This window comes from Pedobacter cryophilus (genome assembly GCF_005116455.1).
Lineage (GTDB): Bacteria > Bacteroidota > Bacteroidia > Sphingobacteriales > Sphingobacteriaceae > Pseudopedobacter > Pseudopedobacter cryophilum.
Genome location: NZ_SWBP01000003.1, coordinates 109577 through 124151 on the forward strand (window position 1 = coordinate 109577; position 14575 = coordinate 124151).

The window sequence follows — 14575 nt, forward strand, 5'->3', positions numbered from 1 at the left end:
AAGAGTGAATTATTTAATGGCTACTGGTTTTGTGTATAAGAAATCAGGACGAATATTTAACATCACATATCCAAACTGACCAGTTTTATTATAAGTAGAAGCAGCTCCTGCTTGTGCTTTTGTAGCTACTAAAGTGTTAGTGCCTTTCATTATAGAATAGCCTAATTCTATAGTTGTAAATTTGTTTACCGTATAATTGATGGCTAAATCTACCTCATCACCTAGTTTTTTGGTATTGCTTACTGCTATTGCATTTGCAGTTTCAAATAAATGATAATCAGCGATGATGTAAAAAGTATTTGCAGTAAACTTGGTTTTAAAATAATAATCTTTTAAGCCAGCTGCAGGAGAACCTGTTGGAGCGTAGAAATAATCTAAACTTCCCCAAAACTTATGAGGTGTGCCATATAAGGGATCAAATCTTTTACTTTCTGTTGCTGTAGTGGTGGTTTTATTTCCTGATAAATAATCAAAACCCGGACCTACAGTAAATTTGCCTTTGCTGTAATTTGCCGCAATGGTGTAGTGATAAGCTTTTAAATCTTTTCCGTCTCTGTCATTTCCTGTTTGTTGATAATAAGCAGCCTGAACAGCTACTTTTCCAAAGCCAGACGAGTTACCAAATACTGGAGAAACCATGGTACCAAAAGTATTTCTGTTGTTTGTGCCAGTTACATCAAATGATCTTCCGTACACTTTACCACCTCCGGCTGCCACACTATCTAATTTATATTTACCAAACTCATCATGAAAAAACAGGAATGAAACTTTGGTTTGATTTAACTTTTTGGAAATATATAAACTGGTAAAGTTTTTATAATCTTGATTTCCTCCGTTGGTATTAGGAGGATTGGTAAAGGTAGGATTGCCTACTTTAGCGCTATTTCCAGCGCCATTGATTAAAGGAATAAAATTAGCAGGTGTAGGTACTAAAACACCAATATCATTTTTTACATATTGAGGGATATTTGCGGGTACATAACTGGTTTTTGCTAAGTTTTCATTGTTCTGATTAAAAGCATAACCTAAGTCTATTTGCCAGCCATGATGCATTGCTTTTAATAAAGCCATATCAAAGCGCCTACCCTGTTGTAGCCAGTCTAAATTTCCAATTAGGCGGGCATCATCATAAATAAGTTCTTGCCTGCCAATTTTAAGAGATAAGTTGTCTAATAATTTAAACTTAATGGTGGTATCAGCCTTATTAGCTAAAGTAACTTCGGCCCAGCCTTCATGTAACATTAAACGGCTACCATCTGCGTTAGAAATAGACGAAGCATCTTGTCCCCAAACCCTAACATCTTGGGCGGTAACACCAAAAGTTAATCTATCCCATTTATAGCCAAAATTTAAACGAGTTCTTTGAGAAATAAAAGCTGCGGTTTTAGTATTTAAAGGAACAAGATTTGCAAAGCCCTTTCTTACTTCTCCCCTGGCTCTTAATTGACCGGTTAAAGAAAACTGAGCCTGAGTTTTTATAGATGAAATAATTAAAAGTGACACAAAAAGCATTTTAGATAAAAAGGTTTTTGTGATTTTCTTCTTCGATTTGGTGAATCGAGAACCTGATTTTACAGATTGAATTGGGTTGGATAAAATTTTATACATTTGTTAAAGTTTAAGGTTGTGAACGCAATTTGAACTAATCGCCCATTAAGAATTTCGACTTCTTAGTGGGTTTTTTTGTTTTTAAATCATTATGAAGTGTTGATCATGATTTTCCTTTTTAAATATCTTATTTATGTCTCTGTTTTGTGATTTAAATATATTAAATATCATATTAAATATAAATTGTACGATTAAAAAAGACAATTAATATGATTTATACCAAAAAAACATCAATTTTTAAGTAAAATGTTAAAATATTATTAGTAAATATTTATGTAATTATATTTTTAACAATAAAAATTAAACTAAAACACATTATTTATGTATCATTTTTATATAAAATGTTATTTATTTATGAAAAAATACTTTAATTGTATAACTTTTTATAAAAAGTATCATTTATGTAATTAATTAATTGCTGTTTTTGGTTTTATTATTAAGAATAGACGAGATTTGAATATTAGTAAATTTATATTGCCTGATTAGGTTATTTATTCGATAAAAATGAAATTAACAAAGAAAAAACATGATGTTACCAACTGTTATTTAACTAATAACTGTATTGCAGAATGGTGGCCAGCCATTGAAGCCAATAAAAAGATTTATGAGGTAAAAAAAGGCGAACTAATTTTTGAAGAAGGTGATAAAGTTGAAGGAATTTACTTTGTTTATAAAGGAAATGTTAAGGTTCATAAAAAATGGGGTGCAGATAAAGAATTGATTTTAAGATTTGCAACCGACGGAAGTATTTTAGGACATAGAGGATTAAGCACCGTTAGTGATATTTACCCTATTTCTGCCACAGCTTTAGAAAACGGTATAGTATGTTATATATCTATGGATTTTTTTAACAGTACTTTAAAGGTGAATCCTCAGTTTACTTATAAGTTATTGCTGTTTTTTGCTGATGAGTTGCAAGAATCAGAAAGAAAAATGAGAAACATTGCGCACATGTCTGTAAAAGGAAGATTATCAAGAGCTTTAATCTCATTTAAAAACCAATTTGGCATTTCAGAAGATGGAACTTTAAAAATAGAGCTTTCTAAACAAGATATTTCTTCTTATGTAGGTGCAACTTATGAAACCTTATTTAGAATAATTAATGAGCTTACAGAAGATAAAGCAATAGAAGTTTCTAAAAGAAACATCACTATTTTAGATGAAGAAAAATTATTAGTATATTCTAAAACCGAAGAATAATTTAGAGCGGAAAATAAGAAACCATTGTCCCTTTTTCTAGCTTTTTTTGTGCTGCTGACTGCATAGCTAAAGCATTGGCTAAATTCCCTAATCTGATATCGCCAGAGCCATTAATGCTGATGGCTTTTAAAGTGGATGATGCTTCTACCGGAAAAAACTCATCTAGATTTGAGTTTTTGCTTCGTAAAAAATCTATAGGTAATTGCAGCATTTCTTCCTTTTTATATCTGGTAGAAGCTTTTATGTATAACTCAACAAATAACTTAAAAGTAACCATGCAAGAAAATGGATTGCCTGGAAGTGCAAAAACCATTAATTGATTAGATAATTTACCGCACCAAACTGGTTTCCCGGGTTTAATAGCCACTTTGTGAAACAGTTTTTCAATGCCAATTTTCGCTAAAATTTCAGGCACATAATCTGCATCGCCGGCAGAAACTCCACCAGTTAAAATTAGAATATCAGCATCCAAATTTGCGCTAATGGCTATTTCTAATTCATTAACATCATCATTTACATGCGAACAGTTTTGGTTTTTAATTTGGTTTTGCGTTAAAAGTGCCTTTAAAACATATAAATTACTATTGTGAATTTGAAAAGACGAAGTCGAATGATTTAAATCAACCACTTCATTTCCGGTAGTAATGATATTTACTTTAGGTAATTTTTGAACACTAATTTGAGATTTTCCCAATGATGCCAGTAAACCAATAGTTGGTATATTAATTAAAGTGCCGTTTAAAACTGCAATATCTCCTTTTTTTAAATCCTGCCCTTGCAATGCAATATTTTGATACTCTTTATAGGATTCGCTATTCAAAATAAAAGAGCCATTCTCTTCAGAAATATCTTCTCGTTTAATAACCACATTGGCATCTTTTGGTACCGCAGCGCCGGTCATAATTTTATAACATTCTCCGGTTTTTAAAGGATTTATATTTGCTTGTCCGGCAAAAATAATTTCGATGAATTTAAATTGATTAATGCCATTTTGTAAATCATCAAACCTTACGGCAATACCGTCCATCGCCGATCTGTTAAATGGCGGATAATCTCTTTGCGCAAAAATATCTTCTGCTAAAACCCTATTTAAAGCATCGTCTAAAATCACCAACTCCACACCAAAAGATTTTGCTTTTGATAAAATAATAGATTGAGCTTCTTGAAATGAGATCATGTTTTGATTTGAAATTTGATGATGCTTGTTGATGGGTATAAAATGATTATTGATTTAAAAATTTGATAAGCCTATCAAACCAACAAACTAAAAAACTAACTATCTAGTTTAATGTCCCCCACCTTTCATCATTTTACGAGCATGAAAAATTCCGGGTAAAATAGCTTCTAAAGATTCTCTTGCACCATCGGTGCTTCCGGGTAAAGTAACCACTAAAGTATGCGCAATGGAGCCGGCTACTGCCCTACTCATCATGGCCATTGGTGTTCTTTGCTGACCAAAATTTCGCATCGCTTCCGTAATTCCATCAGCATCACGCTCTAAAATTTCTTTTACAGCTTCTACCGTTAAATCTCTTGGCCCTAAACCTGTCCCTCCGGTAGTAAAAATAAAATGAACGTCTTCTTTAACCCAATCTAAAATTTGATTTTGAATTTGAACTTTTTCATCGGGTAAAATTTTATAGTATTTAACAGTTGCATTTACACCTTCCAACATTTTTTTAATCAAAACACCACTTTTATCTTCTCTTTTTCCTTCAGCAGTAGAATCAGAACAAACCAAAACTGCACAAATTGGCGAAGTAGCAAAAAACTTACTCCTATCACTTTTTCCGCCTTTTTTATCTAAAAGTCTGATATTTCCAATTTCTAATGATTTATCAACTGGCTTCAGCATATCATAAATTTCTAAAGCCGCCACAGAAATTGCGGTTAACATTTCCATTTCAATACCTGTTCTACCTATAGATTTTGCATTTCCACTAATTACAATACCCGTTTTAATAAAAACGTTCTCATCAAAAAAATCACTATGGATATCTGCATCTAAAAACTCAAATTGTAAATCCATCCCATCAATTTGTACCGGATGGCAATGAGGCAATAATTGCGGAGTGAGTTTAGCGCCAATAAAACCGGCAGCCTTTGCCACATCAAACAAGTTTCCTTTAGGTAATTGCCCGGTTTTTATCAACTCAATAGTTTCTTCAGAACAAAATACAATTCCTATAGCTTTTGCGGTTCTTAAAGTAATTTGTTTGCTGGTAATGTCTCGCATAATGATTGTGCTAATTTGGGGATAATCCGAGGATTATCCCCACAAAAACTAAAATGTCTAAATATTTTTAGAAAAGATAATCCGAGGATTATCCCTACTGAAATTTATAAATATTTTTAGAAAAGCAAAACCTGTATTTCTAACAAAAGATAATTCGGCTTTTTCTTAATCTATTTTAATAAAAACTTTCCCATCATTAATAACAACCAGATAGGTTTTTAGTTGATAATCATCTCCGCTTAAGCACTCCCCTGTTTTTAAAGAAAAAGTCTTTTTATGAAACGGACAAGCTACTTTAGGTTCGCAATCATCACCAGAACTACCAATCATTCCTCTGGATAAAGCCATTTGTTGCTTATGCGGACAAAGATTCTGAGTTGCAAACCACTCGCCTCTTCTGGTGAAATTAAAAATTGCAATTTGATCATCTTTGTATTTCACACAAGCGCCACCATTTTGTGGAACATCATCTGTGTAGCAAGCAAAGAACAAATTAGCTGATAAAGTTGATTTCTGAATTTCTTGTTTTAAATCTATAATCTCGCTCATAATGTTAGTTTTTTTGTTAGTTTTTTAAATGGTTAGTTTTTTACCTAATAAATTACCACGCTTCTGCTTTAATTTGAGTTCTCATTTCTTCAAACTTTACGGTTGGATCTTTTTCTTCCGGAGCGTTCACAAAATGATTAAATCTCTTTCTCATTTCAGGGTTTTCAATTGCCGCTTTCCACTCGCATGTGTAAGTGTTTACAAAAAATGCCATTTCTTCTTCTAAATCAGCAGCAATACCCAAGCTATCATTCACAATTACATTTTTTAGGTAAGCTATTCCGCCATCCATTTTATTTAACCAAGTTGCGGTACGGGTAAGTGGATCAGCCGTTCTTACATAAAACATTAAGAATCTATCCAAGTATTTTATACAAGTTGCATTATCAATATCTGTAGCAATTAATTGAGCATGTTGAGGTTTTGAACCTCCGTTGCCACACACAAATAAATTCCAGCCTTTTTCTGTTGCTATAATTCCAAAATCTTTTGATTGGGCTTCTGCGCATTCTCTAATACAGCCAGAAACACCACCTTTTAGTTTGTGCGGAGAGCGTAAACCTTTGTATCTGTCTTCTACTTCTATGGCAAAACTTACGCTATCATGTAGCCCAAATCTGCACCAGGTACTGCCTACACAACTTTTTACTGTACGTAAAGATTTTCCGTAAGCATGTCCGCTTTCAAAACCAGCATCAATTAATTTAGACCATATAATAGGCAAATCACTTAAATGTGCTCCAAATAAATCTATACGTTGGCCGCCTGTAATTTTAGTGTAGAGGTTGTACTCTTTAGCCACTTGTCCAATCACTATCAATTTATCAGGAGTAATTTCGCCACCCGGAATACGAGGAACAACGGAATAAGTGCCTCCTTTTTGAATGTTTGCCAAAAAGCGGTCGTTGCTATCTTGTATGGTGTCTTGTTTTAAAATTAAATCGTTCCATAAACCGGCCAAAATACTGGCTACGGCAGGTTTGCAAGTTTCGCAACCATCACCTTTACCAAAAGTATCTAGCACTTGGTCGTAGTTTTTAATCTTATTCATTTTAATTAAATCCAGTAATTCCTGGCGTGAATAATCAAAATGTTCGCAGAGTACGTTTTTAATGTATTTGCCATTTTCGGCTAAGGTTCCGTTAATTAAATCTTTTACCATAGGTACGCAACCTCCACAACCAGTACCGGCTTTGGTGCATTTTTTCATCCCATCAACGGTGGTAATATCTTGTTCTATTACGGCACCGCAAATAGCGCCTTTAGTAACGGCCTCGCAAGAGCAAATTAAAGCATCGTCAGGTAAACTCATTACGCCAGCACCTTCAGCCGCTGCACCACCTCTAGAGCCTAAAATTAAATCTTCTGGATTTGGTGGTAATATAATTTTGTTATTAACGGTTTGCAAAAGCATGTTATAAGCATCGGCATCGCCAATTAAAATTCCACCTAATAATTGCTTACCATCATTACTAATGTTAATTCTTTTATAAATGCCTTTATGGGTATCCTCAAAAATGATAGAAGTACAATCTGGTTCGGATATAAAAGCATCTCCAAAACTTGCAACATCAACACCAATTAGCTTTAGTTTGGTGCTCATATCAAAGCCTTTAAATTGTTTATCTATGTTGCATAACAATGATGCGGCAACATCAGCCATTTCATAACCTGGTGCAACTAAGCCATAAATCATGCTTTTAAATAAGGCGCATTCGCCAATAGCTAAAATAGATTCGTCACTGGTTTGCATAAACTCATTAACCATAATGCCGCCTCTTGAGCTTACTTCTAAGCCGCAAAGTTTGGCAATTTCATCTCGTGGGCGAATGCCTGCAGAAATTACCAGCATATCTAATTCAAGTACAGAACCATCGGCGAAAGCCAAACCTGTAATTTCATTTTCTCCCATTATGGAAGAAGTATTTTTATTTAAGTGAACTTGAAGATTTAACTGTGCTAATTTCCCCTGTAATAATTTACTACCAGCATCATCAATTTGACGAGGCATTAAGCGAGAGGCAAACTCTACAATATGTGTTTCTTGCATACCTAAGTCTAATAAAGCTTTACCGGCTTCTAGGCCTAATAAACCTCCGCCTAATACAGCGCCGGTTTTACATTTAGAGGCATGAGCTTTCATTTTATCTAAATCTTCAATGGTTCTATATACAAAAACACCGTCTTTTTCTACGCCAGGTATGTTGGGTACAAATGGAGCAGAACCGGTAGCTAAAATGAGGTAATCATAAGATTGAGTTTTTCCGCTATGCGTATGAACTATTTTATCAGTTCTGTTGATTTCTGTAACGGCATCTCCAAGATGTAGCTGTATATTATTTTCTTGATACCAACCTATAGTAGATAAACTTAAGTCTTCTATAGTTTTGCCATCAAAATAAGAACTAAGATGAACCCTATCATAAGCAATGCGTGGTTCTTCTCCAAAAACTACTAATTGATATTCATCTGTTTTGGCAATCAATTTTTCGCAAAATTTATGACCAACCATTCCATTTCCAATAATTACTACATTTTTCTTTGCCATTTTCAATATTTTTTAGTTTTTGAAGCTAAATGTTACTTCATTTTATATAAAGTCATTCAAAAAGTTGTTAATAATTTGTTTATTTATTATTTTAACAATAAAAATGATTGATTTTATTTAATAAAATTATAAAAAAGTATATCTTTAATCATATTTATATTAGATTTTGTTTAATTTTTATAATTATCTAAATATTAAACATAAATAATGTGTGTTTTTTGATAAAATTTTAATAAAAAACATTAAAACACAAAAAAATACAGAAATATGAAGGCATTTTTAAATCAAAAAATATGAATAAAGTAGAATCTCAACTCATAATAGTAGGTGCCGGACCCGGAGATCCTGAGTTAATCACTCTTAAAGCGATTAAAGCTTTGAAAGTTGCAGATGTTATTTTGTATGATAATTTAGCGAATAGAGAGTTATTAGATTATGCTAAAAGCGATTGTGAATTAGTTTATGTTGGGAAAACGCCCTACCAGGAATATACAACCCAAGAAACCATACATGAGCTGATTAAACATTATGCTGCCAACAATGAAATTGTAGTAAGGCTTAAAGGTGGAGATCCATTTATATTTGGACGAGGGATGGAAGAAATTATGTTTGCCCGGCAATTAGGAATAAAAGCCAGCTACATTCCTGGTATTACCAGTATGCTTGCCATTGGCTTATGTGATATTCCTTTAACGCATAGAGGCGTAAGCGAAGGTTTATGGATGATTACCGGGACTAAAAAAGACGGGAGTCTTTCTAGAGATATTTGTTTGGCTTTACAAAGTAAAACAACTTTGGTAATTTATATGGGGATGAAAAATTTACCTTATATAATAGAAGAAAGTATAAAATGTGGTAAGCCAGAAACTCCTGCGGCATTGATACAAAATGCATCATTACCAAATATGAAAATTGTTAAAGGGCCGCTTTCTCAACTTCAAAAATTAGCAAATGACCACCAAATTACTCATCCAGCTTTAATTGTTATTGGTGAGGTTACCAATTTAGAAAATATAGAAATTGCTTAAATCTATAAATGAACAAACCTTTGCTTTTAGGTTGTTCTGAATGAAAGAAATTATGATTTTACTCATTTTTATAATAGTGATGATAGTCACCATTTTACCTGATTATTATCAGTTATCTAACTGTTAAAATTTGATAGTTTTATGATACTAAATTATAAACCAATAAAAAAGTATTAAGTATTATTGATATGTCTTTTTCTAATTAATTAAGCTTAAGGAGTTTTAATTTGATAATAGTTTGTTTTCGTAAATAAAAATATATCTTTATATGTATTATTTTTATTTATGAAATAAATAGAGATTTATAATACTCAATAATGTTTATTAAAACTAATCTTAAGATTATTAATTAAACGTTCTATGAAGAAAATCTTACTTATCGAAAATGATGAAGCTTTAAATGAAGACTTATTCCTTTTACTTAACCTTTCTGGTTACAAAGTTATAAGCACCACCGACGGAAAGAAAGGTGTTGAATTAGCCTTAAAAGAAAATCCAAATCTTATTATTTGTGATATTAAAATGCCCGAGTTAGATGGTTATGGGGTACTTCATATTTTGAGTAATCACCCAAAAACATCTGCTATTCCTTTTATTTTTCTTACCGGAAGTGCCGAATTTGAAAATCAACGAAAAGGGATGACTTTGGGCGCTGATGATTATTTGATTAAACCCTTTAATGTAACTGATTTATTAAATTCGATAAGCATTAGGTTATTAAAAAATGAAAATTTAAAGAGAAAATTTCATAGTTACGAAGTAGATGCTGGGGCTAATGATTTTAAAAATGTTGTTAACCAGAAAAAGCAACATATAGACCTTATTAAAGATAAACACGAGCATCAGAATTATAAGAAAAAGCACATACTTTACACACTTGGGCAGCGCCCATCTGTTTTATACTATGTAAAAAAAGGGAAGATTAAAGAATTTTTAATTAACGAAGATGGTAAAGAACTGATTACAGGAATTTACTCTGAAGGAGATTTTTTTGGATATACCGAGATATTTAAAGATGCTAATTATAGTAAAAGTGCAAGAGTAATAGAAGATGCTTCTTTAGTTTTAATTCCTAAAGAAGAGTTTTTACAAAAAGTGCATAGTGATTCTATTATTGCCAGGGAGTTTATTAGCATTTTGTCTAATAATGTGAGTGAAAACGAAGAGGTTTTAATTAATATGGCTTACAATTCTTTAAGGAAAAAAGTAGCCCAAGGAATTACTAGAATTATAGACAAATTTAAAGATACCAAAGATGGTAAGCACATTATTGATATTTCTAGAGAAGATTTAGCGAGTGTAGTTGGCTCGTCTCAGGAATCAATGATTAGAACTTTAAAAGAGTTTAAAACCGAGAAATTGATAGATGTTGGAGAAAGCGGTAGAATTATAGTGCTTAATGAGTCTAAAATTAGAACGTTAAAATATTAACACAAATTAAGAGATCTGATTTTAAACTAATCAACAATTTTTATTGTTGATTTTTTTTGAAATAAAGAAACCCTAAAACAGGAAATATTATTCCTTTTTTAGGGTTTTAAATTTTATTTGAAAGTGTAAATTTTATACATATTGTGATGCCATGGGGTTGTAACTTAAAATTTCATTATGTTTTTCTAGCAAATTAATATACTTACTTCTCCAGTAACTTGCCGAGTTTTGCGCCTCTTCTAAATTTCTATCTGTTGTGATATATTTAATCATCCGGCTTTCTCTTCCGTTAAATAAATCCGGAAAATCAGAAGAAAAATCATACCCTAAGGTGTCTCCTATTTTACAAATGATATCAAAACTTAAATTTGGTTGCGTAAACCAGTTGTAAATAGACCTTCTACTTACATGAAGCCTTCTTGATAATTCGCTTATGCTTAGGTTGTTTCTGCGAATTACAAGCTCTACAATTTCACCATTATTCATAACCTTTATAAATTTAAAATTTGTTAATTTTTAAATTCACATCACTTTAAGTCCCTGCCATTCATTCCCTTATTTTATCTTTTTATAAAATTTCCCAACGGTTGATGTAAATAAAATTCATTTATTGAATCTCTTAACAAAGAAAAGCTTTAATGCTTATTTTCTTGTTGAGGTTGGTCAGGTAAGGACTTGACATTTATCAAGTTTTTTTACTAATTCATGACCATTTTATCTAGTTTATTATAGATTGAATTATTGCTTTTAAATTCGGGTACAATTTCTTTCATTTTTCTAACCATTTCTATGTTATCATCCAACTCATTCAGCTCTATTAATTCATCAATTACCTTCTTTACGTAGTAAAAATGGCAATTAATTACTTTTGAAATTTTAATTTTTGAATGATAAGTTGGTATTACGCTTTCTTCTTTATTTAAAAGCTCTTCGTATAGTTTTTCTCCTGGTCTTAAGCCGGTATAAATAATTTTAATATCCTTATCAGGAGTTAAACCTGCCAGTCTGATCATGTTTACAGCCATATCAAAAATTTTGATAGGTTTTCCCATGTCAAAAATAAAAATTTCGCCACCATTACCCATTGCCGAAGCTTCTAACACCAGTTGAACGGACTCTGGAATGGTCATAAAAAATCTTGTAATTTGAGGGTGAGTGATGGTTATTGGGCCTCCTTTTTCTATTTGCTCTTTAAAGCGAGGAACAACAGAGCCGTTAGAACCTAAAACATTACCAAACCTTGTGGTAATAAATTTTGTATGACCATTTTTAGAACCAGATATTTGATAAATTTCATCGAGCGGAAGCTCTCGGGCTTGATGAAAATTTAAGGATTGAATATACATTTCGGCCAAGCGTTTTGAAGCCCCCATAATATTAGTTGGGTTTACTGCTTTATCTGTAGAAATCATAATGAATTTTTCTACTTTATGCTCCAGAGAAATATCAGCCAAATTTTTTGTTCCTAAAACATTAGTTAAAATGGCCTCGGCAGGATTATTTTCCATCATTGGGACATGTTTAAATGCCGCAGCGTGAAAAACAACTTGAGGTTTATAAGTAGAAAACAGTGTTTTAAGTCGCTTGGCATTTTGAATATTAGCCATAAAAATTTTTGTTGGTGCTTTAGAAAAATAATCTTCAATTTCTAACTGTAGCTCATGCAAAGGCGTTTCTGCTTGATCGCAAAGTATCACCAATTCTGGATTATAGCGCAATAATTGTCTTACAATTTCAGATCCTATAGAACCTGCCGCACCAGTAATTAAAACCCTTTTTCCAGAAAGTTCTCTAAAAATATTGTCTTTTTGCAAAATAATAGGATCACGTTGTAAAAGATCTTCAATTTTAAGATCTCGCATTTGATTTAAGCTTAAGCGGCCGTTTATCCATTGTGTAGATGGAGGCACAGAAATCACCTTAATTCCTAAATTAATACATTTCTCAACCGCATTTTTTTTTCCATCTTCATTTAAATGATCATCCATAATTACCATTTTTTCTACCGCATATTTGTGTCTTAAAAACTCAATTGCAGATGAAGGATAAACTTTTATTTGTTCTATATTTTTATTGATTCTATCAGGATAATCATCAACAAAACCAATAATTTTATATTGTTTTTCTTGTGAAAATTCAAAGGCTTGTTTAATAAGAATGGCTTTCTTATCAGAACCGTAAATAATTACGTTTTCTATATTTTCTGATTCTAAATCTTTTAAATAGGCAAAAAGGCTTTTCACCATAATTCTTAAAACAATAAGCAATGACGCAGCAATAAAGAAATTTAAAATAGAAATGATATTTAGCCATTTTAAATGATAATTTAAATACGGAATGATGAGCAATTTACTGATCATAAAAAAGGAAATACTGCTTAACATAACTGCTTTAAATATTCTAAAAATATCTTCAGTATTAGAGTATCTGATGATACCTGTATGGATGCGCATGACCACAAAAATTAGCATGGTTACGGCACTGTAAGTGGCTAAGAAGATGGTAAAATCACTTTGAAAAATTTCTTGATATTGAAATTTATGAGCAATAAGAAATGATATGGAAAATGCCCAGGTGATGATAAAAAGATCAATTAATAAAACCAGCCATCTTGAATGTGCTTGATCACAAAATAGTAACTTTTTCATAGGTAGTATGAATAAAATAAGGGTAGATAATTTGTTGGGAAACGTTTAAACAGCCATTTGGCAAGAAAGGATTAGGGATTTGAATTTTAAAATTTACAGGAGAAGAACTTTATTACCTTCTTGTAATAGCTCTTATATTTTAAACATTACATTATAAAAATGCCATGAATTCACGAATTTTTACTGATAAGAAAATTTAGAATTTGAGACGGTAGAGGCAAGAAAATAATTGTTTTTTTTTGAATTAATTTAAACTTCTACTTCTAAAACTTTTTCTTTAGTTAATGAGCACTTTTTAAATGATTTGTAGCGGTAAAGAGGAAAAAAATCTACGTTGCTGTTTGGGTCTATATTTGATTCTTGAAGAAGTAAATTATAGGTGTATTGATCTGCAATATATCTCCAACTTTTAAAGTCCATAAATAATTTAGAATAGGTAGATTTAAAAGCGAAAAGCGAATCTTCTTTAAAACCTAAACCGCCACCTAAATTAAAGTAATGCATCCCCAATTCTCTGCCTAAAATTGTAATTTCATCTGTTAATAATTTTGCTGGAGAATTTCGATAATACTTATCACTAGCGGCCAGTAAATGAGATTGCATTATCTTTTGAGTACAAATAATTAGCTCGCCTGCTACAGGTTCATCTTCATAATAAAGCATAAATAATTTGGCTTTAAATTCTTCGGCGTTAAGCAAATTTTGAAAATAATCTTCGGTAAACATATAAAACTCACTTGCACCTAAACGCTTCATGTTTGCAATATAAATGTGGGTAAAATCTTTTATTCCTTTAAGGGTGTTTACTTCTTTCATATAATACCCTTCATTCTTTAATTTTTTAATATGACGCCATAATTTTCTGTTGTAATTGCTTCGTTGTTCTTCAATAGATACTTGTAAATCAATTACTACCACAAGTCCGTTATCATAAATTCCGTCAAATTTATCCATTAACGAAAGTTGATTTAATAATGGATTAAAGCGTGAAAAGACAGAAACACTCCCGTATTTTTTTAAAAAAACAGAAAATTCTGTTTTAAAATTTTCTTTCATTTGAGTGGGAATGTTTTCAAATGGTAAGTTAGATATAGGGCCTGAATAGCCATAAACACTTGTTAAATCAAATAAATTTGAGTTTGGAATATTTCGTTTAATTAATGGAAAAGCTATAAAATTTGTATCCTTCGTGTAAACAAATAAAATAGGATCGCCAGTTTTATCCATATTGTGATAATACCAAGTATGATAAAAATCATATTGGTTTGATTTTTCGACAAACTGTTTCCATTCATTTTTTTGGTGGATGGTTATTATTTGAATCATA

11 protein-coding genes are annotated in these 14575 nt (G+C 31.6%); 3 read left to right on the forward strand and 8 right to left on the reverse strand.

Annotated features, from left to right (window positions below):
* Positions 1–9: 9 nt before the first annotated feature.
* A complete protein-coding gene (locus FA046_RS09525; RefSeq protein ID WP_225870907.1) occupies positions 10–1608 on the reverse strand; it encodes an alginate export family protein in 1599 nt (532 codons plus the stop codon).
* A 504-nt stretch (positions 1609–2112) separates the two neighbouring features.
* Here FA046_RS09525 and FA046_RS09530 point away from each other — a divergent pair.
* On the forward strand, positions 2113–2808 hold the full coding sequence (locus tag FA046_RS09530; RefSeq protein ID WP_136826178.1) for a Crp/Fnr family transcriptional regulator: 696 nt from the start codon (positions 2113–2115) through the stop codon (positions 2806–2808).
* Position 2809: 1 nt separating this feature from the next.
* Here the strand turns inward: FA046_RS09530 and FA046_RS09535 are convergent, their stop codons facing one another.
* The 4 genes from FA046_RS09535 to nirB form a co-directional block, all read right to left on the reverse strand.
* Positions 2810–3985 (reverse strand): molybdopterin molybdotransferase MoeA, encoded by a 1176-nt coding sequence (locus FA046_RS09535; protein ID WP_136826179.1) that lies wholly within the window; start codon positions 3983–3985, stop codon positions 2810–2812.
* Between the two features lie 108 nt (positions 3986–4093).
* On the reverse strand, positions 4094–5044 hold the full coding sequence (gene moaCB, locus FA046_RS09540) for a bifunctional molybdenum cofactor biosynthesis protein MoaC/MoaB (protein ID WP_136826180.1): 951 nt from the start codon (positions 5042–5044) through the stop codon (positions 4094–4096).
* Between the two features lie 165 nt (positions 5045–5209).
* Positions 5210–5593, reverse strand: a complete 384-nt coding sequence (gene nirD, locus FA046_RS09545; RefSeq protein WP_136826181.1) for a nitrite reductase small subunit NirD — start codon at positions 5591–5593, stop codon at positions 5210–5212.
* Between the two features lie 52 nt (positions 5594–5645).
* Positions 5646–8141 carry a nitrite reductase large subunit NirB gene (gene nirB / locus FA046_RS09550; RefSeq protein WP_136826182.1) on the reverse strand — a complete coding sequence of 832 codons (2496 nt, stop codon included), beginning with the start codon at positions 8139–8141 and terminating at the stop codon, positions 5646–5648.
* Between the two features lie 293 nt (positions 8142–8434).
* On the opposite strand from nirB, the gene cobA reads away from it, so the two are divergent.
* Together cobA and FA046_RS09560 are read left to right on the forward strand one after the other, a co-directional pair.
* Positions 8435–9169 (forward strand): uroporphyrinogen-III C-methyltransferase, encoded by a 735-nt coding sequence (gene cobA / locus FA046_RS09555; RefSeq protein WP_136826183.1) that lies wholly within the window; start codon positions 8435–8437, stop codon positions 9167–9169.
* Between the two features lie 360 nt (positions 9170–9529).
* Positions 9530–10600, forward strand: a complete 1071-nt coding sequence (locus tag FA046_RS09560; RefSeq protein WP_136826184.1) for a response regulator — start codon at positions 9530–9532, stop codon at positions 10598–10600.
* A gap of 132 nt (positions 10601–10732) precedes the next feature.
* Here FA046_RS09560 and FA046_RS09565 read toward each other — a convergent pair whose 3' ends face one another.
* From FA046_RS09565 to FA046_RS09575, 3 genes are all read right to left on the reverse strand, one after another.
* Complete coding sequence (locus tag FA046_RS09565; RefSeq protein WP_136826185.1) at positions 10733–11086, reverse strand: helix-turn-helix domain-containing protein; 354 nt, start codon at positions 11084–11086, stop codon at positions 10733–10735.
* Between the two features lie 212 nt (positions 11087–11298).
* Positions 11299–13248 (reverse strand): polysaccharide biosynthesis protein, encoded by a 1950-nt coding sequence (locus FA046_RS09570; protein WP_136826186.1) that lies wholly within the window; start codon positions 13246–13248, stop codon positions 11299–11301.
* Between the two features lie 249 nt (positions 13249–13497).
* Positions 13498–14574 (reverse strand): GNAT family N-acetyltransferase, encoded by a 1077-nt coding sequence (locus FA046_RS09575; RefSeq protein WP_136826187.1) that lies wholly within the window; start codon positions 14572–14574, stop codon positions 13498–13500.
* Position 14575: the final 1 nt, after the last annotated feature.

What these genes read in the sequence shown, in the direction of transcription:
- FA046_RS09525 (WP_225870907.1), bottom strand. Translation starts at nt 1,608, where the DNA reads ATGTATAAAATTTTATCCAACCCAATTCAATCTGTAAAATCAGGTTCT.
- FA046_RS09530 (WP_136826178.1), top strand. Translation starts at nt 2,113, where the DNA reads ATGAAATTAACAAAGAAAAAACATGATGTTACCAACTGTTATTTAACT.
- FA046_RS09535 (WP_136826179.1), bottom strand. Translation starts at nt 3,985, where the DNA reads ATGATCTCATTTCAAGAAGCTCAATCTATTATTTTATCAAAAGCAAAA.
- moaCB (WP_136826180.1), bottom strand. Translation starts at nt 5,044, where the DNA reads ATGCGAGACATTACCAGCAAACAAATTACTTTAAGAACCGCAAAAGCT.
- nirD (WP_136826181.1), bottom strand. Translation starts at nt 5,593, where the DNA reads ATGAGCGAGATTATAGATTTAAAACAAGAAATTCAGAAATCAACTTTA.
- nirB (WP_136826182.1), bottom strand. Translation starts at nt 8,141, where the DNA reads ATGGCAAAGAAAAATGTAGTAATTATTGGAAATGGAATGGTTGGTCAT.
- cobA (WP_136826183.1), top strand. Translation starts at nt 8,435, where the DNA reads ATGAATAAAGTAGAATCTCAACTCATAATAGTAGGTGCCGGACCCGGA.
- FA046_RS09560 (WP_136826184.1), top strand. Translation starts at nt 9,530, where the DNA reads ATGAAGAAAATCTTACTTATCGAAAATGATGAAGCTTTAAATGAAGAC.
- FA046_RS09565 (WP_136826185.1), bottom strand. Translation starts at nt 11,086, where the DNA reads ATGAATAATGGTGAAATTGTAGAGCTTGTAATTCGCAGAAACAACCTA.
- FA046_RS09570 (WP_136826186.1), bottom strand. Translation starts at nt 13,248, where the DNA reads ATGAAAAAGTTACTATTTTGTGATCAAGCACATTCAAGATGGCTGGTT.
- FA046_RS09575 (WP_136826187.1), bottom strand. Translation starts at nt 14,574, where the DNA reads ATGATTCAAATAATAACCATCCACCAAAAAAATGAATGGAAACAGTTT.